Source organism: Streptomyces spinoverrucosus, from assembly GCF_006539505.1.
In the GTDB taxonomy this organism is placed as follows: domain Bacteria; phylum Actinomycetota; class Actinomycetes; order Streptomycetales; family Streptomycetaceae; genus Streptomyces; species Streptomyces spinoverrucosus.
In genome coordinates this window covers 17,008-35,093 of the sequence record NZ_BJND01000012.1, presented here as the reverse complement: position 1 = coordinate 35,093, position 18,086 = coordinate 17,008, and the positions used below count along the sequence as shown (strand labels likewise).

At 70.2% G+C, this 18,086-nt stretch carries 16 protein-coding genes; all 16 read right to left on the bottom strand.

Annotation, left to right across the window (positions count from 1 at the left end; all coding sequences use genetic code 11):
• Positions 1-50: 50 nt before the first annotated feature.
• Positions 51-1,187 (bottom strand): DivIVA domain-containing protein, encoded by a 1,137-nt coding sequence (locus SSP24_RS08445; RefSeq protein ID WP_141308483.1) that lies wholly within the window; start codon positions 1,185-1,187, stop codon positions 51-53.
• A gap of 53 nt (positions 1,188-1,240) precedes the next feature.
• Positions 1,241-1,525 (bottom strand): YggT family protein, encoded by a 285-nt coding sequence (locus SSP24_RS08440; RefSeq protein WP_007448661.1) that lies wholly within the window; start codon positions 1,523-1,525, stop codon positions 1,241-1,243.
• 80 nt (positions 1,526-1,605) lie between these two features.
• Positions 1,606-2,247 carry a cell division protein SepF gene (locus SSP24_RS08435; RefSeq protein WP_141308481.1) on the bottom strand — a complete coding sequence of 214 codons (642 nt, stop codon included), beginning with the start codon at positions 2,245-2,247 and terminating at the stop codon, positions 1,606-1,608.
• 125 nt (positions 2,248-2,372) lie between these two features.
• A complete protein-coding gene (locus tag SSP24_RS08430; protein ID WP_141308479.1) occupies positions 2,373-3,092 on the bottom strand; it encodes a YggS family pyridoxal phosphate-dependent enzyme in 720 nt (239 codons plus the stop codon).
• Between the two features lie 6 nt (positions 3,093-3,098).
• Entirely contained in the window at positions 3,099-3,830 is a 732-nt protein-coding gene (pgeF, locus tag SSP24_RS08425; protein ID WP_141308477.1) for a peptidoglycan editing factor PgeF, read from the bottom strand.
• Positions 3,827-5,017: a cell division protein FtsZ gene (gene ftsZ / locus SSP24_RS08420; protein WP_141308475.1), complete on the bottom strand. Its 1,191-nt coding sequence runs from the start codon at positions 5,015-5,017 to the stop codon at positions 3,827-3,829. The genes pgeF and ftsZ overlap by 4 nt, the downstream gene beginning before the upstream one ends.
• A 278-nt stretch (positions 5,018-5,295) precedes the next feature.
• The gene (locus SSP24_RS08415) at positions 5,296-6,090 is read right to left on the bottom strand and encodes a cell division protein FtsQ/DivIB (protein ID WP_141308473.1); all 795 of its coding nucleotides are present in this window, start codon (positions 6,088-6,090) and stop codon (positions 5,296-5,298) included.
• 26 nt (positions 6,091-6,116) lie between these two features.
• A complete protein-coding gene (gene murG, locus SSP24_RS08410; RefSeq protein WP_141308471.1) occupies positions 6,117-7,214 on the bottom strand; it encodes an undecaprenyldiphospho-muramoylpentapeptide beta-N-acetylglucosaminyltransferase in 1,098 nt (365 codons plus the stop codon).
• A 6-nt stretch (positions 7,215-7,220) separates the two neighbouring features.
• Complete coding sequence (gene ftsW, locus SSP24_RS08405; RefSeq protein WP_141308469.1) at positions 7,221-8,579, bottom strand: putative lipid II flippase FtsW; 1,359 nt, start codon at positions 8,577-8,579, stop codon at positions 7,221-7,223.
• A 104-nt stretch (positions 8,580-8,683) separates the two neighbouring features.
• Positions 8,684-10,123, bottom strand: a complete 1,440-nt coding sequence (murD, locus tag SSP24_RS08400; RefSeq protein ID WP_141308467.1) for a UDP-N-acetylmuramoyl-L-alanine--D-glutamate ligase — start codon at positions 10,121-10,123, stop codon at positions 8,684-8,686.
• Complete coding sequence (gene mraY, locus SSP24_RS08395; RefSeq protein WP_141308942.1) at positions 10,105-11,196, bottom strand: phospho-N-acetylmuramoyl-pentapeptide-transferase; 1,092 nt, start codon at positions 11,194-11,196, stop codon at positions 10,105-10,107. Before mraY ends, murD begins: the two co-directional genes overlap by 19 nt.
• The gene (locus SSP24_RS08390) at positions 11,196-12,602 is read right to left on the bottom strand and encodes a UDP-N-acetylmuramoyl-tripeptide--D-alanyl-D-alanine ligase (RefSeq protein ID WP_141308465.1); all 1,407 of its coding nucleotides are present in this window, start codon (positions 12,600-12,602) and stop codon (positions 11,196-11,198) included. Before SSP24_RS08390 ends, mraY begins: the two co-directional genes overlap by 1 nt.
• 29 nt (positions 12,603-12,631) lie before the next feature.
• Positions 12,632-14,152 (bottom strand): UDP-N-acetylmuramoyl-L-alanyl-D-glutamate--2,6-diaminopimelate ligase, encoded by a 1,521-nt coding sequence (locus SSP24_RS08385; protein ID WP_141308940.1) that lies wholly within the window; start codon positions 14,150-14,152, stop codon positions 12,632-12,634.
• A 242-nt stretch (positions 14,153-14,394) separates the two neighbouring features.
• The gene (locus tag SSP24_RS08380; RefSeq protein WP_141308463.1) at positions 14,395-16,362 is read right to left on the bottom strand and encodes a peptidoglycan D,D-transpeptidase FtsI family protein; all 1,968 of its coding nucleotides are present in this window, start codon (positions 16,360-16,362) and stop codon (positions 14,395-14,397) included.
• Complete coding sequence (gene ftsL, locus SSP24_RS08375) at positions 16,359-16,979, bottom strand: cell division protein FtsL (RefSeq protein ID WP_141308461.1); 621 nt, start codon at positions 16,977-16,979, stop codon at positions 16,359-16,361. The genes SSP24_RS08380 and ftsL overlap by 4 nt, the downstream gene beginning before the upstream one ends.
• A 65-nt stretch (positions 16,980-17,044) precedes the next feature.
• Positions 17,045-18,001 carry a 16S rRNA (cytosine(1402)-N(4))-methyltransferase RsmH gene (rsmH, locus tag SSP24_RS08370; RefSeq protein ID WP_141308459.1) on the bottom strand — a complete coding sequence of 319 codons (957 nt, stop codon included), beginning with the start codon at positions 17,999-18,001 and terminating at the stop codon, positions 17,045-17,047.
• Between the last annotated feature and the right edge of the window lie 85 nt (positions 18,002-18,086).

Genomic DNA, 18,086 nt, shown 5'->3' with positions numbered 1-18,086 from the left:
GGGGCCCCGCCCTATGAACGCTGCCGACGTCTACGCCGTACTACGGACCGTCAGTTGTCGTCCTCGTCGATGAGGAACCCACGCATGGGCGAGGGAGCCTGACCCATCGGCGACGGGCCCTGCGGCCGTACCGGAGCCATCGGCTGGGTCATCGCCGGGGACATCTGCTGCTGGCTGCCGTAGGACGGGCCGGACGGCGAGGGGCCGCCACCCATCGTCTGGCCGCCGCCGTACGACGGGGCGCTCGCGCCGGCCGGGGCCATGGAGGGCGCCGGGGACGGCGGGAGGGACGCGGTCGCCGGAGTGCGCGGCGGGGCGAGCGAGTCGTCCGCCTGGGTCTCCAGCTGACGCAGCTGCGACTCCAGGTAGGACTTCAGGCGCGTGCGGTACTCCCGCTCGAAGCCGCGCAGGTCCTCGACCTTGCGCTCCAGCGTGGCGCGGGCGGACTCCAGCGAGCCCATCGCGACGCGGTGCTTCTCCTGGGCGTCCCGCTCCAGCGCGTCGGCCTTGGCGCGGGCGTCCCGCTCCAGGCCCTCGGCGCGCGAACGAGCCTCACCGACGATCTTGTTGGCCTCGGAACGGGCCTCCGCGATCGCCTGGTCGGCGGTCTGCTGGGCCAGCGACAGAACGCGCGCGGCGCTGTCGCCCCCGGGGCCCTGACCGGGCATACCGGGACCACCCATCGGACCGCCCATGGGACCGGGGCCCATCTGGCCCTGCATCGGCCCCTGGCCCATCGGACCCTGACCCATCGGGCCGGGACCCTGCGGACCCTGACCGCCGGGACCGGCGGGCAGCTGCGGCGCACCGCTCGGCAGCTGGGGCGGGCCACCCATGGGGCCACCCATCTGCTGCTGCGGCGGGCCCGATATGCCGGCGGGTACGGGAGCGCCGGGACCGCGCATGCCCTGCTGCGGCATGCCCTGCTGGGGCATACCACCTTGCTGGGGCATACCCTGCTGCTGGTCCTGTCCCTCCGGGGGCTTGCGCATGTTCTGCTGGTTCTGGGCGGCGGCGCGGGTGGCCGCGGCCAGCTTGGCGCGCAGGTCCTCGTTCTCGCGGAGGAGGCGGGTCAGCTCGGCTTCGACCTCATCGAGGAAGGCATCGACCTCGTCCTCGTCATAGCCTTCTCGGAGGCGGACGGTCGTGAACTGCTTGTTCCGCACGTCCTCGGGGGTCAACGGCATCTCTTCACCTCAACGTAGTCGTCGGCATTCGGCAAGACCGTAGTTCACATCGCTCACAGCCGGCTCACGATCGAGATCAGGATGTAGACGATGATCATCAGTACGAAGAAGGACAGGTCGAGCGCCACGCCCCCGAGACGCAGCGGCGGGATGAACCGCCGCAGAAGCTTGAGCGGTGGATCAGTGACAGTGTAGGTGGCCTCCAGAACGACCACCATCGCCTTGCCGGGTTGCCATGAGCGGGCGAACTGGAAGACGTAGTCCATGACCAACCGGAAGATGAGCACGATGAGGAAGCACATCAGCGCGATGTAAACGACGTCCAGGACCACGCTCATGACCCTTGCTTCCCTCTCCCCTGATCCGTGCTCTGGGTACTGCTCGGTGATGCTTGTACTGCTGTTTCCGGTCGTGCGTCTCAGCTCTGGTTGAAGAACCCGCCCTCTGCGATGCGGGCCTTGTCCTCCGCCGTGACATCGACGTTAGCAGGAGACAACAGGAACACCTTCTGCGTCACCCGCTCGATACTGCCGTGAAGACCAAACACCAAACCCGCCGCAAAGTCGACAAGTCGCTTGGCATCTGTGTCATCCATCTCAGTCAAGTTCATGATCACCGGAGTGCCTTCACGGAAGTGTTCCCCGATGGTACGGGCCTCGTTGTAGGTCCGCGGGTGAAGTGTGGTGATCCGGTACGGCTCTCGTTCCGACACAACCTTGGGCATGATCACCGGTGCGTTCTTCTCCAGGCTTGCGCGTTCTTGTGTGATGGATGCCACGGGCGCGATGCGCGCCGGACGTCCGGATTCCGCGGGTAGCGAAGCGGAGTGACCGACCGGCTCGCGGGGCGCCGGAGGCTGCACCACTCGTACCGGTTCGTCCCTTTGGGACTGATGTGCACCGTGGGACTGGTGCGACGAGTCGTGCCGCCGGTGGTCCCGTTCGGGTTCCGGGTCGAGTTCGGGTTCGAAGTCGTCGTCGGGGTCGAATCCCCGGCCGTCGTACCCATCGTCCTCCACGAGGCCGAGGTAGACCGCCATCTTGCGCATCGCGCCGGCCATGCTCTGAGTCCTCCGCTCTGTGGTGGATCGACGACTGCCAAGTGCCCGCGATCCACGAGGTCGTTACGCCCGCCCTTCGACGGCAATGACCATATTTTCTGCTGTAGTCCGACTTCTTGGCGACGTTACCCGAGCCTGGGGCGGACTCCGAGTACCGCAGTGCCGACGCGCACATGTGTCGCTCCGGCGGCCACGGCCTGTTCGAGGTCCGCGCTCATCCCTGCCGAGACCATGGTGGCAGCCGGATGGGTCCTGCGCAGGTCAGTCGACAAATCCATCATCCGCTCGAACGCCGCCAGTTCGCGTCCCGCGTACTCCCCGGTGAGCGGCGCGACGGTCATCAGCCCGTCCAGCCGCAGCCCCGGAGCGCCGGCCACGAGATCCGCCAACTCACCGATTCCGCTCGGCGACACGCCACCCCGCTCCCCTCTCGCGCTCTCGCCCGCGTCGAGCGCGACCTGGATCAGGCATCCCACCTCGCGCCCGGCGCGCACGGCCTCCTTGGACAGAGCCGTGACAAGCCTGGAACGATCAACGGACTGTACGACATCCGCGTAACCGACCACGGAACGCACCTTGTTGGTCTGCAACTGGCCGACGAAGTGCCACGTAAGGGGCAGATCCGAGCACTCCGTGGCCTTCGGTGCCGCGTCCTGGTCGCGGTTCTCGGCGACATGACGCACACCGAGCTCCGACAGGATCCGCACATCGGCCGCGGGATAGGTCTTGGTGACCACGATCAGGGTCACCTCCTCGCGCCGCCGCCCGGCGGCCGCGCACGCGGCGGCGATGCGCTCCTCGACCTGTGCCAGATTCCTGGCGAGTTCGTCCTTACGGTCCGTCATGTCCCATCAGTCCAGCCACACATAGCCCGCGAGCCGGCCGGTGGTGCGGTCGCGGCGGTACGAGAAGTGGTCGCCCGACTCCAGCGTGCACACCGGCGACTGCGCCAGGTCGCGCACCCCGAGCCGGGCGAGCTGCGCGTGCACGCCGGCGGCCACGTCGACCGCGGGCGTGCCCCAACTCGTCTCGGCGTACGCCTCCGGCTCGACGGCGGCCACCTCGGCGCGCATCGCCTCCGGCACCTCGTAGCACCGGCCGCACACGGCGGGTCCGGTGCGGGCCACGATCCGGTCCGGTTCGGCACCCAGTTCCATCATCGCGCGTAGCGCGGCGGGAACGACGCCGGCGACCATGCCGGGCCGGCCCGCGTGCGCCGCGGCGGCGACCCCGGCGACGGGGTCGGCGAGCAGGACCGGCACGCAGTCGGCGGTGAGGACGGCGAGGGCGAGGCCGCGGCGCCGGGTCACGATCGCGTCGACCGATGGGATCGGCGCGGCGGAGTCCCAGGGTCCGTCGACCACGGCCACGTCGTCGCCGTGCACCTGGTTCATCCAGACGACCCGCTCGGCGTCCAGCCCCAGGGACTTGGCGGCCAGCTCACGATTGGTCCGCACCGCGCCGGGGTCGTCACCGACCGCCCCGCCGAGGTTGAGCTCCTCGTACGGAACGGCGCTCACCCCGCCCCACCGGTCGGTGAAGGCGAAGTGCGCGCCGTTCACGGTGTCGCGCTGTCCTATCACTTCAGGAAGTCCGGTACGTCCAGTTCCTCGGCCGCGCTGTCCGCGTAGCTGCGCGACGGCGGGACCGGCGGCGGCGCCTGGATCTCGCTCACCGGCTCGGGCGCGGGCTCCGGCTCCTCCTTCGGCTTGACGCTGCCGAGGGCGCCGAAGGACGGGCGGCTCTCGGTCTGCCGTACCGGAGCCGGCTCCTCGCGCTTGGCGGAGGACGAGCCGAGGACGTTGTCCCGGCGGGCCGGGGGCTGGCCCCCGTCGAAGCCGGCGGCGATCACGGTGACCCGGACCTCGTCGCCGAGCGCGTCGTCGATGACCGCGCCGAAGATGATGTTGGCCTCGGGGTGGGCGGCCTCGCTGACCAGCTGGGCGGCCTCGTTGATCTCGAACAGGCCGAGGTCGGAGCCGCCGGAGATGGAGAGCAGCACGCCCCGGGCGCCGTCGATGGACGCCTCGAGCAGCGGCGAGGAGATCGCCATCTCGGCCGCGGCCACCGCACGGTCGTCGCCGCGGGCCGAGCCGATGCCCATGAGGGCCGAACCGGCCTCGGACATGACCGACTTGACGTCGGCGAAGTCGAGGTTGATGAGGCCGGGGGTGGTGATGAGGTCGGTGATGCCCTGGACACCGGAGAGCAGGACCTGGTCGGCCGACTTGAAGGCGTCGAGGACGGAGACCTGGCGGTCCGAGATGGACAGCAGCCGGTCGTTCGGGATGACGATGAGGGTGTCGACCTCTTCGCGGAGTTCGGCGATGCCGTCCTCGGCCTGATTGGCGCGGCGCCGTCCCTCGAAGGTGAACGGGCGCGTCACCACGCCGATGGTGAGCGCGCCGAGGGAGCGTGCGATGTTGGCCACGACGGGCGCGCCGCCGGTGCCGGTGCCGCCGCCTTCACCGGCCGTCACGAAGACCATGTCGGCCCCCTTGAGGACCTCCTCGATCTCCTCGCGGTGGTCCTCGGCGGCCTTGCGGCCGACGGCCGGGTTGGCTCCGGCGCCGAGTCCGCGGGTGAGTTCGCGGCCCACGTCGAGCTTGACGTCGGCGTCGCTCATCAACAGCGCCTGTGCGTCGGTGTTGATGGCGATGAACTCGACACCCTTGAGACCGACCTCGATCATCCGGTTGATGGCATTGACACCACCGCCGCCGACACCGATGACCTTGATGACTGCGAGGTAGTTCTGCGGTGCTGCCACGTCGAAGGCCTCTCGCCTCGAATTACGTGCCGTCGTCTCGCGGTGCCCCGCGGTCCGACGACTGATGCCGAATGGGACGGTCCGTATCGCCGACCCGAACCCTAACGCTGAAGTTTAGGGTTACCAGTGTGTCTGTTCCCTGGAGTCTTCTGAACAGGACACTAAGTCGACAAGTGGCGCACGTTCAACGAACACGCCGAACCTCCCGTTTTTCTTTTCACCCTATGTGATCAGGCGTAGCGCTGCCCAACCAGGGTGCTGGCCTGCGCGGATGTGCGTCAACTCCCTGATGACGCAGGCGCGGTGGGAACGCTGACATCGAAGTGCCGGGCGCCGGGGGCGGCTTTCATGAGAGCGGTGAGCGTACGGGCCTTCGCACGCCCCTTCTCACTGCTCCCCCACGCGACGGTGCGTCCGCCGCTCAACTCCAGTGAGATGTCGTCGTAGGAACGGACTTTGACGACCCGGGTCTGGCCGGCGACGGCGGCCGGAACGGCACCGGCGACCCGGACCGCCTCTCGCACCAGTCGGCTCTCGCCGAAGCGGCGGTGGCTGGGCGCCGCCGAACCCGTCCGGGACACCGTCAATTCGAGGAGCGGAACGCCTTTCGGGGCCTCAGAAACCGTGGCGAACCGGACACCTTCGTCGTCCACTTCCACAAACTTCGTGCCCTTTTCGACGAGCAGAACCGGGGTCCGCTCGGTCACTTTCAGGCCGATTCCATGAGGCCAGGAACGGACTACCTGAACCGCATCAATTCGGGGCAATTTCCGACGCAGTCGTGCCTCAATCCCGTCGGTGTCGACGGAAATCAGCGGCGATCCGACCGGCACATCGGCGGCCTCGCGCACCTGCGCGGACGTCAGAACACGGGTTCCGGAGACGGTCACGCGCTCCACGCGCGTCCACTGCGAGCCGTACAACAGCCAGCCGACACCGGTGCCGAGAAGAATCAGGACAATCGCAAGGATGATGATCGTACGAAGCCGGGGCCGCCTCAACCTCCGGACGAGGGGCGGGCCGGACGACTCCTGCTGGCGTGCACCGCGCTCGGCGGTGGTCGGTCCGGCCACGCTCCCTGCCTTCCGTTCAAACGTGCCTAACGCTGTGCACGGTGGGCGGCGATCGCCTCGTACACCATGCCGACGAGGAGTTCGTCGGCGTCCCGGCGGCCGAACTCACTGGCGGCGCGGGACATCTCGTACAGCCTGTGCGGGTCGGCGAGCACGGGCAGGACGTTCTGCTGCACCCACTCAGGGGTGAGTTCCGCGTCGTCGACCAGCAGTCCGCCGCCGGCCTTGACCACCGGCTGGGCGTTCAGCCGCTGTTCGCCGTTGCCGATGGGCAGCGGGACGTAGGCGGCCGGGAGCCCGACGGCGGAGAGTTCGGCGACGGTCATCGCGCCCGCGCGGCAGAGCATCATGTCGGCCGCGGCGTACGCGAGGTCCATCCGGTCCAGGTAACTTACCGGGATATAGGGGGGCATTCCCGGCATCTGGTGCACCTGCGGCAGTTCGTTCTTCGGGCCGACCGCGTGCAGGATCTGGATCCCGGCCTGCTGGAGGTAGGGCGCAACCTGCTGGACCACCTCGTTGAGGCGGCGGGCGCCCTGCGAGCCGCCGGAGACCAGCAGCGTGGGCAGGTTGGGGTCGAGGCCGAACATGTGCCGGGCCTCGGGGCGGGCGGCGGCCCGGTCGAGGGTGGCGATGGAGCGGCGCAGCGGGATGCCGATGTAGCGGGCGCCGCGGAGCTTGCTGTCCGGGGTGGAGACGGCGACCTGGGCGGCGTACCGGGAGCCGATCTTGTTGGCGAGACCGGGGCGGGCGTTCGCCTCGTGGATCACGATCGGCACGCCGAGCCGCTTGGCGGCGAGGTAGCCGGGCAGGGCGACATAGCCACCGAAACCGACCACCGCGTCCGCCTTGGTGCGCTCCAGGATCTGCTCGGCCGCCTTGATCGTGCCGCGCAGCCGGCCCGGGACGGTGATCAGCTCGGGAGTGGGCTTGCGCGGCAGCGGTACGGCGGGGATCAGCGCCAGCTCATAGCCCCGCTCCGGGACGAGCCGGGTCTCCAGGCCGCGCTCCGTGCCCAGGGCCGTGATCCCCACCGTCGGGTCCTGCCTGCGCAGGGCGTCCGCGAGGGCGAGCGCGGGCTCGATGTGGCCGGCGGTCCCCCCACCAGCGAGTACGACATGCACCGAAATTCACCGCTCTCCGGACGAGCGCGCCGTGGCGCGCCGTCGCATCGTGTTCCAACTCCGGGGACTCCGATTCGACGCAGTACCCCCAGCCCCCCGCTTTCTACCAAAGCGGGGTTGCCGCATCGCAAGCGCCGCCCGCGCAGCGGGCTCGTCGCGCGCGAAGGCGATCAGCAACCCGATGGCGAACATGGTCGGCAGCAGGGCGGACCCCCCATAGGAGAACAGCGGGAGGGGGACACCGGCGATCGGCAGCAGGCCGAGCACCGCACCGATGTTGATCACGGCCTGGGCCGTGATCCAGGTGGTCACGCCTCCCGCGGCATACCTCACGAAGGGGTCCTCCGTGCGTCCGGCCACGCGGATACCCGCATAGCCTAGAGCGGCGAAGAGGGCGAGCACCGACAGCGTCCCTGCCAGGCCCAGTTCCTCACCGGTGACGGCGAAGATGAAGTCGGTGTGCGCTTCGGGGAGTTGACCCCATTTTTCCACACTCGCGCCGAGCCCGGAACCGAAGAGTCCGCCGGAGGCGAGGGCGTAGATCCCGTGCACGGCCTGCCAGCAGGAGCCGTCGGGGCCCATCTCGGTGGCGCCGATGCAGCGGAACCGGCCCAACCGGTTGGAGCTGCTCTGGATGAGGATCGTGCCGAGCACCGCGGCGACCGTCAGCACCCCGACGAACAGCCGGGTCGGGGCGCCCGCCAGCCACAACAGGCCGAACAGGATCGCGGTGAGGATGATCGCGGTGCCCATGTCGCCGCCGAGCATGATCAGGCCGAGCAGCAGGAACGCCATCGGCACCAGCGGGACCAGCATGTGCTTCCACTGCGCGAGCAGGTTCCGCTCCTGCTTGCGGGCGAGCAGATCGGCGCCCCACAGCACCAGGGCGAGCTTGCCGAACTCGCTGGGCTGGATCTGGAAGGAGCCCCCGAGCGCGATCCAGTTCTGGTTGCCGTTGACGGCCAGCCCCACCCCCGGCACTTGCACAAGGGCCATCAGGAAGACGGCACCCGCCAGGATAGGGTAGGCCAGCGCCCGGTGCAGCTTCACGGGCATCCGGGTGGCGACGTACAGCAGCACCGCGCCGATGACGGCGGCCAGCATCTGTTTGCGGAAGAAGTACGACCCCGGCAGGGACATCTGCAGGGCGGTGATCTGCGAGGCCGAGTAGACCATCACCAGGCCCAGCACGGTGATCAGCAGGCTGCCGCCGAGGATGAGGTAGTACGCCGTCAGCGGCCGGTCCCAGGCCCTCTTCGCGCGCGTGGAGAACCGTACGAAGGGATTCTCGCGCGGCGGCCGGGGGGCGGCGGGCGCGCGGACGGTCCGTGGAACCGGAGGACGTCCGGTACGGCTGCCGGACATCAGCGGCTACCTTCGGTGGGCAGCCGCCGACCAAACCCGTGCCACATCCGAGTCACCCGTCCCTCCATGGGTCCCACAGCACCCGCCGTGGCCGAGACCCGCCGTCAGGCGCCCGCGCCGAGTTCGCGCACCGCCTCCGTGAACGCGTCCCCTCGCTTGTTGTAGTTGGCGAACATGTCCATAGAGGCACAGGCAGGTGCCAAGAGCACCGTGTCTCCGGTGACGGCGAGTCGCCGTGCCTCGCGGACAGCCGCGAGCATCGCCCCAGTGTCGGTCCGGTCGAGGTCGACGACGGGTACTTCCGGGGCGTGTCGCGCAAGGGCGTCCCGGATCAGGGCGCGGTCGGCGCCGATGAGCACGACCCCGCGAAGTCGCTTCGCCGACTTGGCGACCAGTTCGTCGAAGGTCGCGCCCTTGGCCAGTCCGCCCGCGATCCACACGATGGAGTCGTACGCCGCCAACGAGGCCTCGGCGGCATGGGTGTTGGTGGCCTTGGAGTCGTTGACGTAGGCGACCCCGTCCACGTCGGCGACGTGCGCGATGCGGTGGGCGTCCGGAGTGAAGGCCCGCAGCCCGTCCCGTACGGCCGTGGGGGGCACGCCGAAGGCACGCGCGAGGGCCGCTGCCGCAAGGGCGTTGGCGATGTTGTGCGGGGCCGGCGGGTTGACGTCGGAGACCTCGGCGAGTTCCTGGGCGTTCTGGTGCCGGTCCTCGACGAAGGCGCGGTCGACCAGGATGCCGTCCACCACTCCGAGTTGGGACGGCGCCGGCGTGCCCAGTGTGAAGCCGATGGCCCGGCAGCCCTCCTCGACGTCGGCCTCGCGCACCAGGTCCTCGGTGGCCTTGTCGGCCGCGTTGTACACGCAGGCGACGCGATTTCCTTCGTAGATACGGCCCTTGTCGGCGGCGTACGCCTCCATGGAGCCGTGCCAGTCGAGGTGGTCGGGGGCGAGGTTCAGCACGGCGGCGGAGTGGGCGCGCAGGGAGGGCGCCCAGTGGAGCTGGTAGCTGGACAGCTCTACGGCGAGGACGTCGTAGCGCTCCTCGCCGAGCACCGCGTCCAGCAGGGAGACGCCGATATTGCCGACGGCGGCGGTGCGCAGACCGGCCGCGCGCAGCATCGAGGCCAGCATCTGAACGGTGGTCGTCTTGCCGTTGGTGCCGGTGACGGCGAGCCAGGGGGCCGCGTCCGGGCCGCGCAGCCTCCAGGCCAGTTCGACGTCGCCCCAGATCTCCACACCTGCCTCACGGGCCGCCGTGAACAGCGGCTTGTCCGGCTTCCAGCCGGGCGCGGTGACGATCAGCTCGGTGCCCTCGGGCAGCGTCGCGCCGTCGCCGAGGCGGACGGTGATCCCGAGCGCCTCCAGCTCGGCGGCCTGGGCCCGGGCGCGCTCGTCGGCGCCGTCGTTGACGACGGTGACGTGTGCGCCGAGGCCGTGCAGCACCTTGGCCGCCGGGACGCCGGAGACGCCGAGCCCGGCGACGGTGATGTGCTTGCCCTTGACCATCGAGGACACCGTGGAGGTCACTTTTCCGCTGCCCATCCCGCATAGAAGAGGCCCAGTCCGACAATCACACAGATGCCCTGAATGATCCAGAAGCGGACCACGACAAGGACTTCGGACCAGCCCTTGAGTTCGAAGTGGTGCTGCAGTGGTGCCATCCGGAAGACGCGCTTGCCGGTGAGCCGGAAGGAGCCGACCTGGATGACCACCGACATGGTGATCAGTACGAACAGGCCGCCGAGGATGGCCAGCAGCAGCTCCGTACGGGAGCAGATGGCCAGACCGGCGAGCACACCGCCGAGCGCCAGCGAACCGGTGTCACCCATGAAGATCTTGGCCGGCGAGGTGTTCCACCACAGGAAGCCGAGGCAGGCGCCCATCAACGCGGAGGCGACCACCGCGAGGTCGAGCGGATCGCGCACCTCGTAACAGGCGCCCGGGTTGGTCAGATCCAGCGCGTTGGCGCACGACTCCTGGAACTGCCAGACGCCAATGAACGTGTAGGCGCCGAAGACCAGCACGGACGCGCCGGTGGCGAGGCCGTCGAGGCCGTCGGTGAGGTTCACGCCGTTCGACATCGCGAGGATCATGAACAGCGCCCAGACCACGAACAGCACCGGGCCGATCGTCCAGCCGAAGTCGGTGATGAACGACAGCTTGGTGGAGGCCGGCGTCTGGCCCCGGCTGTCCGCGAACTGCAGGGAGAGCACCGCGAAGGCGATGCCGACGATGAGCTGGCCGGCCATCTTGGCCTTGGCCCGCAGACCCAGCGAACGCCGCTTGACGATCTTGATGTAGTCGTCCAGGAAGCCGACCAGACCCATGCCGGCCATCAGCCCGAGGACCAGTACGCCCGAGAAGGTCGGGGCCGCGTTGGCCTCCTCGTCCAGGGCGCTCGTGACGACCTTGGCCAGGAAGTACGCGGCGATCGTCGCCAGGATGAAGGCGATACCGCCCATGGTCGGCGTACCGCGCTTGCTGTGGTGCTCGCGCGGGCCGTCGTCGCGGATGTACTGGCCGTAGCCCTTGCGGGCCAGGAGCTTGATCAGCAACGGGGTGCCGATCAGCGTCAGGAAGAGGCCAATGACTCCTGCGAACAGGATCTGCTTCATCATCGGGCGGCAACCTCACCCTCGGCACCGGTCTCGAGCAGCGCCTGGGCAACGCTCTCGAGTCCGACCGAACGGGACGCCTTCACGAGTACGACGTCTCCCGGGCGCAACTCGCTGCGCAACAGGTCGACCGCCGCCTGTGCGTCGGACACGTGCACCGACTCCTCACCCCACGAACCCTCGTTATATGCGCCCAGTTGCAGCCAGGACGCTTCCCTGCCCCCGACCGCGACGAGCTTGCTGACGTTGAGCCGGACGGCGAGCCGTCCGACCGCGTCGTGCTCGGCGAGCGCCTCGTCCCCGAGCTCGGCCATCTTGCCGAGCACCGCCCACGTACGGCGCCCCTTGCCCATAGCCACCAGAGCGCGCAGGGCGGCCCGCATGGACTCGGGGTTCGCGTTGTAGGCGTCGTTGACGATCGTCACGCCGTCCGGGCGCTCGGTGACCTCCATACGCCAGCGGGAGAGGGAGCCCGCCTCGGAGAGCGCGGTGGCGATCTCTTCCGCGGACATGCCCAGCTCATGGGCGACGGCGGCCGCGGCGAGCGCGTTCGACACGTGGTGCTCACCGTACAGGCGCATGGTCACATCGCTGCACCCGGAGGGTGTGTGAAGCATGAAGGAAGGCTGTCCGCTGTCCGTGAGTCGCACGTTGTCGGCGCGTACGTCCGCTTCGTCGGACTCTCCGAAAAGGATCACCTTCGCCTTCGTACGGGACGCCATGGCCCGTACGAGGGGATCGTCGGCGTTGAGGATCGCGGCGCCGTCTTCCGGAAGGGCCTCTACGAGTTCGCCCTTGGCCTGCGCGATCTGCTCCCGGCCGCCGAACTCGCCGATGTGCGCGGTACCGACGTTGAGCACCAGGCCGATCTTCGGGGGCGTCAGGTCGGTGAGGTACCGGATGTGGCCGATGCCGCGGGCGCCCATCTCCAGCACCAGGAACCTGGTGTCCGCGGTGGCGCTGAGCGCGGTCAGCGGCAGCCCGATCTCGTTGTTGAACGATCCGGGCGTCCACACCGTCGGCCCCTTGCGCTGGAGCACCTGCGCGATCAGGTCCTTGGTGCTGGTCTTGCCCGCGGAGCCGGTGAGCGCCACGAGGGTGGTGCCGAGCTTGCCCACGACATGCCGGGCGAGGGCGCCGAGGGCCGTCTGGACGTCGTCCACGACGATCGCGGGTACGCCGACGGGACGCGACGCGAGCACCGCGACCGCGCCCGCCTCGACGACCTGTGCCGCGAAGTCGTGGCCGTCCACGCGTTCGCCGACGAAGGCGGCGAACAGGCTGCCGGGCACGACCTCGCGGGAGTCCCGGACGACCGGTCCGGTCACCTGAGCCGACGGATCCGGTATGTCGTGCGTCTGCCCGCCGACGATTTCCGCGATCTCGGCGAGAGAGAGGGCGATCACAAGTTCATCCCCTGGGTCTTTACGGATTTTCATCCCTGGGTTTTCTGGATTGCTTCGCGCAGCACCTGGCGGTCGTCGAACGGACGGACCACCCCGGCGATGTCCTGGCCCTGCTCATGGCCCTTGCCCGCGACCAGCACGGTGTCCCCGGGGCGCGCCCGGCCGACGGCGGCGGCGATGGCGGCGGCGCGGTCCTCGAAGAGCAGCACCTCGCCGCGTTCGTGCGCGGGCACCGTCGCCGCGCCCTGCAGCATGGTGGCGAGGATCGCGAGCGGGTCCTCGGAGCGGGGGTTGTCGGAGGTCAGTACGGCCGTGTCGGCGAGCCGGGCCGCGGCGGCGCCCATGGGGCCCCGCTTGGTGGTGTCCCGGTCACCTCCGCAGCCGAGCACGACGTGCACCCGGCCCTTGGTGACCTTGCGCAGCGCCTTGAGGACGGATTCGACGGCGTCCGTCTTGTGGGCGTAGTCGACGACCGCGAGATAGTCCTGACCGGCGTCCACGCGCTCCAGGCGGCCCGGCACGCCCGGCACGGCGGCGATGCCGTCGGCGGCGGTCTGCGCATCGAGGCCGGCGGCGGCGAGGGCGACGATCGCGGCGAGGGTGTTCGCCACGTTGAACGGGCCCGGCAGCGGCGACCTGGCGCTGATCCGCTCGCCCTTGGGGCCGAGCACGGTGAACGGCGAGTCCAGCGGGCCGACCTCGACGTCCTCGGCGCGCCAGTCGGCGTCCGGGTGGCCCTCGGCGGAGTAGGTGACGACCGGGACGGTGGCCTCGCGGGCGAGCCTGCGGCCGTACTCGTCGTCGACGTTGACCACGCCGAGTTTGCTGCGTTTCGGCGTGAACAGCTGCGCCTTGGCCCGGAAGTAGTCCTCCATGTCGGAGTGGAACTCCATGTGTTCCGGGCTGAGGTTGGTGAACACAGCGACGTCGAAGACGCAGCCGTCGACCCGGCCGAGGACCAGCGCGTGGCTGGAGACCTCCATGGCGACCGCCTCGACCCCGCGCTCGCGCATCACCGCGAACAGCGCCTGGAGGTCGGTGGCTTCGGGTGTGGTGCGCTCGGACTTGATGCGCTCGTCGCCGATCCGGGTCTCGACCGTGCCGATCAGACCACTGCTGTGGGCTGTCTGGAGGCCACCCTCGACGAGATAGGCGGTGGTGGTCTTGCCGGAGGTGCCGGTGATGCCGATCTGGAGCAGCTCGCGGCCGGGCCGACCGTAGATCGTCGCCGCCAGCTCGCCCATCCGTGCGCGCGGGTCGTCGACGGTGAGCACCGGCAGGCCCGTGGCAGCGGCGCGTTCGGTGCCGGCCGGGTCGGTCAGTACGGCGGCGGCGCCGAGACCGACGGCCTGGGCGACGAAGTCGGCGCCGTGCGCGCGGGCGCCGGGCAGGGCGGCGTACAGGTCGCCGGGGCGGACGGCGCGCGAGTCATGGGTGATGCCCGTGACCTCGGTGGCCGCCTCCGGGGCGGTGACACCCAGCTGGTCGGCGAGGTCCGCGAGGGGTGTGGCGGAGACCCGTTCCGGCCTGGGCGGTCCCGGATATGTCACGGGAGCGTCCTTCTGGGTGATGTGGGACTGATCAGCGTGTGGCACGGCGGTGAGCGTACCGGGCGCACCCGCTCCGGAGCGAAGTGAGGGGCGGGGGGTGCTCTGGTTCCCGGGATGGGGGGTGATCGTTGTCACGGATGGTTCCTGGGTGCTCGGTGCTGATCGGGCGTGCGGATCGGGTACGGGCGGCTCGGTGCGGGTCGGGGGCTGTGCGGATGGGGGCTCTGGCGGCTCGCTGCTGATCAGGGCTTGAAGGTGACCGGGAGGTTCGCGGGCTTCGCTCCGGTCGGCGGGACCTGGAGGGTCTTCAGGGCGAACTCCATCACCTGCTTGTAGACGGGTCCGCAGATCTGGCCACCGAAGTAGCTGCCCTTGGTGGCGTTCTGGATGGCGCAGTAGACGGTGACGCGCGGCTTGTCCGCGGGTGCGAATCCGGCGAACGACGACGTGTAGCCGCGGTACTTGCCGGTGTCCGGATCCACGCGGTTCGCGGTGCCCGTCTTGCCCGCGACCCGGTAGCCGGAGATGCGCGCCTTGGTGCCGGTGCCCTCCCGGTCGTCGACGACCGACTCCAGCATCTGGGCGAGCGTCCTGGCCGTCTTCTCGCTCACGACCCGCGTCTTCTTCGGCTTCGGGGCGGGCGTGAAGACGCCGTCGGGTCCCTGCGTGCCGCGCACCAGCGTGGGCTCGACGCGTACGCCGCCGTTGGCGATGGTCGAGTAGACGGACGCCGCCTGCATCGCGTTGATGGACACGCCCTGGCCGAAAGGAATCGTGTACTGCTGCGATGTCGACCACTGGTCCGGCGGCGCGAGGATGCCCTTGGTCTCGCCGGGGAAGTCGAGCCCGGTGTAGCTGCCGAGCCCGAACTTGCGCAGGTACGTGTAGAGCACCCGGTTGGCCTCGGCCTGCGTCTTGCCGAGCTGTCCGGTGGCCAGGATGGTGCCGATGTTGCTGGACTTGGCGAGCACGCCGTTGAGGGTCAGGTACCAGGTCGGGTGGTCGATGTCGTCCTGGAAGAGCCGGTCGCCCCGGTGCAGCCGGTTGGGCACGGTGACGTGCGTCAGCGGGGTGGCGACGTTCTCCTCCAGCACGGCGGCCATCGACATGACCTTGGCGGTGGAGCCGGGCTCGTAGGCGTCCTGGAGGGCCGCGTTGCCCATGGCCGCCGCGTCGGCCGAGGTGAGGTCGTTGGGGTCGAAGCCGGGCGAGTTGGCCATGGCGAGGATCTCGCCGGTGCGGGTGTCCTGCACGATCACATAGCCGCGGTCCGCCGCGGACTTCTCCACCTGCTCGGTGATGGCGTTCTGCGCGGCCCACTGGATGTCGCGGTCGATGGTCAGCTCGATGTCGGAGCCGGGCACCGCGGGCGTCTCGGTGGAGCCGACGGTCGGCACCTGCATGCCGCCGGACTGGGCGTAGCGGATCTTGCCGTCCTCGCCGGCCAGCTGCCCGTTCAGCTGCTGCTCGATGCCGCCGCCGCCCTTGCCGTCGGCGTTGACCCAGCCCAGTATCCCGGCGGCCAGATCGCCGTTGGGGTACACGCGTTTGCTGCTGGGTTCGGCGAGGACGCCGGCCAGGACGTTGACGGTGCTCTTGTCGGTCTTCGCCTTGGTGACGAGCGCGGTCCTCAGGTCCTTGATCTGCTTCCAGACCTGCGGGGTCTGCCGCCCGGCGAGCTTGACGTAGCGGAGCGTCTTGTCCTTGGGCCGGAGCTTGGCGACGAGCTCTTGCTGGTCCGTGCCGAGGATCGGCGCGAGCAGCGCCGCCGCCTGCTCGGGCCCGTCGTCGATCTTCAGCTGCTCGCGGGTGAACAGCGTGGGGTCGGCGGTGATGTCGTACGCGTCGACACTGGTCGCCAGGGCCACGCCGGTGCGGTCGGTGATCTCGCCGCGCTGGGCGGCGAGGGTGTGCACGACGTAGCGGTTCCGCTCGGCCTTGGCGGCGTAGGCGCTCGCGTCGACGGCCTGCACCTGGAGCAGTCGTACGACGAAGACCAGCAGGACGAGGGTCAGCGCGAAGCCGATCATGCGCAGCCGGGGGCGGGGGCTGCCGAGCCGGATCGCGCCCGGGGCCGCCGGACGGGGCTGGGCGGAGCGGCGCGCCGGGCGAGCGCCGGGGCCGGGGCGCCGCTGGCCGCCGGAGCGATCGGGCCGCGCGGGTCCGGGCACGCGGCGACGCGGCGATTCCCTGTCGGTCACTTCCGTCACCTGCCGGAGGGTGTGGTCGGGAGGGGGGCGGGCGTGCTGGCGAGCGGGCGGGGAGCGGGGGCCGTGGGGGTGGTCGTGGTGGTCGGGGGTGCCGTGGGGGTGGCCGGGGCTGCCGTGGGGGTGGCCGGTGTGACGGGCGCCGGCATGGGGTGGAGGGCCGCGGACGGGATGGCCGCGGAGGGGATGTGCACGGGCGCGGTGGACATCGCCTCGGGGGCGAGGACGAGGGGGCGGCGAGCGGAGGCCGGTTCGGCGTCGGCGGGGGACGGGACGCCGTTGATGGTGCCGTCGGGGTTGAGGAAGGCGGGGTCCGAGCCGGGGACCATGCCGAGTTCGCGGGCGCGGCGCTGGAGGGCGCCGGGGGCGGAGTAGGCGTCGATGTCGCGCTGGAGGGCCTGTTCCTCGTCGGTGAGGTTCTTGGTCTCCTTCTGCAGGTCGTCGAGTTGGAACGACCCTTCGCTGAGCGCCGAGTTCAGCACGAGCAGGCCGATGAGTCCGCCGCCGAGGAGCAGGACGACGAGGAGGACGAAGGGCGTCCGGGCGGCCTGCGCCCGCCCGGTCGGCAAGAGCTGCGCGAGCCGTGCGGCCCTCCCCCTCAGTTCGGGTTTCCTACTCACTCACCCTCCCCCAGTCCGGATGTCCAACCCGCGTGTGTTGTGAGCCCCCCGCCCCGTCGGCTGCCTCACTCGACGTCCTCCCTGATCCGCTGCGCCCCGCGCAGGCGCGCCGGGGCCGCACGGCGGTTCTCGGCGACCTCTTCCTCGGTGGGAAGTTCGGCACCGCGGGTGAGCAGCTTGAGCCGGGGCTGGTACTGCTCCGGCACCACCGGCAGCCCGGGCGGCGCGGTGCTTGCGGCGCCCGCCGCGAACACCTGCTTGACCAGCCGGTCCTCCAGCGAGTGGTACGACAGCACGGCGATCCGCCCGCCCACGTCCAGCGCCTTCACCGCCGCCGGGATCGCCCGCTCCAGCACGGACAGCTCGCCGTTGACCTCGATACGCAGGGCCTGGAAGGTGCGCTTGGCCGGGTTGCCGCCGGTGCGCTTGGCGGCCTGCGGCAGCGCGTCCCGGATCAGCTCCACGAGCCGCGCGCTGTTGCTGAACGGCTCCTTCTCGCGCTCGCGCACGATGGCGGCCACGATCCGCTTGGCCTGCTTCTCCTCGCCGTACGCGCGCAGGATCCGCACCAGCTCGCCGGCCGGGTAGGTGTTGAGGACCTCTGCGGCGCTGATGCCGGTCGTCTGGTCCATACGCATGTCGAGCGGGGCGTCCTGCGCGTAGGCGAAGCCGCGGTCGGCCTCGTCGAGCTGCATGGAGGAGACCCCGAGGTCGAACAGCACGCCCTGCACGCGCGCGATGCGGAGCCGGTCCAGCACCTCGGGCAGCTCGTCGTACACGGCGTGCACCAGGGTGGCGCGCTCCCCGTACGGCGCGAGCCGCTCGCCGGACAGGCGCAGCGCCTCCTTGTCCCGGTCGAGGGCGACGAGGCGGGCCTCGGGGAAGCGCGCGAGCAGTGCCTCGCTGTGGCCGCCGAGGCCGAGCGTGCAGTCGACGACCACGGCTCCGGGCCGCTCCAGCGCGGGTGCCAACAGGTCCAGGCACCGCTGGAGCATCACCGGGACGTGTCGACTCTGGCTCAAGGGGCCCTCTCAGGTCCGGCGGGCGGTACGCACCGCCGGGTCCCCGCCCGCTCGTGAAGGGGAGGCCTGCCGGCGCCGGAAGCGT

Coding starts and splice junctions, on each gene's coding strand:
- SSP24_RS08430 (WP_141308479.1), bottom strand. CDS start 3,092: ATGACGGACCGTAAGGACGAACTCGCCAGGAATCTGGCACAGGTCGAG.
- ftsW (WP_141308469.1), bottom strand. CDS start 8,579: ATGTCCGGCAGCCGTACCGGACGTCCTCCGGTTCCACGGACCGTCCGC.
- SSP24_RS08440 (WP_007448661.1), bottom strand. CDS start 1,525: ATGAGCGTGGTCCTGGACGTCGTTTACATCGCGCTGATGTGCTTCCTC.
- SSP24_RS08435 (WP_141308481.1), bottom strand. CDS start 2,247: ATGGCCGGCGCGATGCGCAAGATGGCGGTCTACCTCGGCCTCGTGGAG.
- mraY (WP_141308942.1), bottom strand. CDS start 11,196: ATGAAGCAGATCCTGTTCGCAGGAGTCATTGGCCTCTTCCTGACGCTG.
- SSP24_RS08445 (WP_141308483.1), bottom strand. CDS start 1,187: ATGCCGTTGACCCCCGAGGACGTGCGGAACAAGCAGTTCACGACCGTC.
- murD (WP_141308467.1), bottom strand. CDS start 10,123: ATGGGCAGCGGAAAAGTGACCTCCACGGTGTCCTCGATGGTCAAGGGC.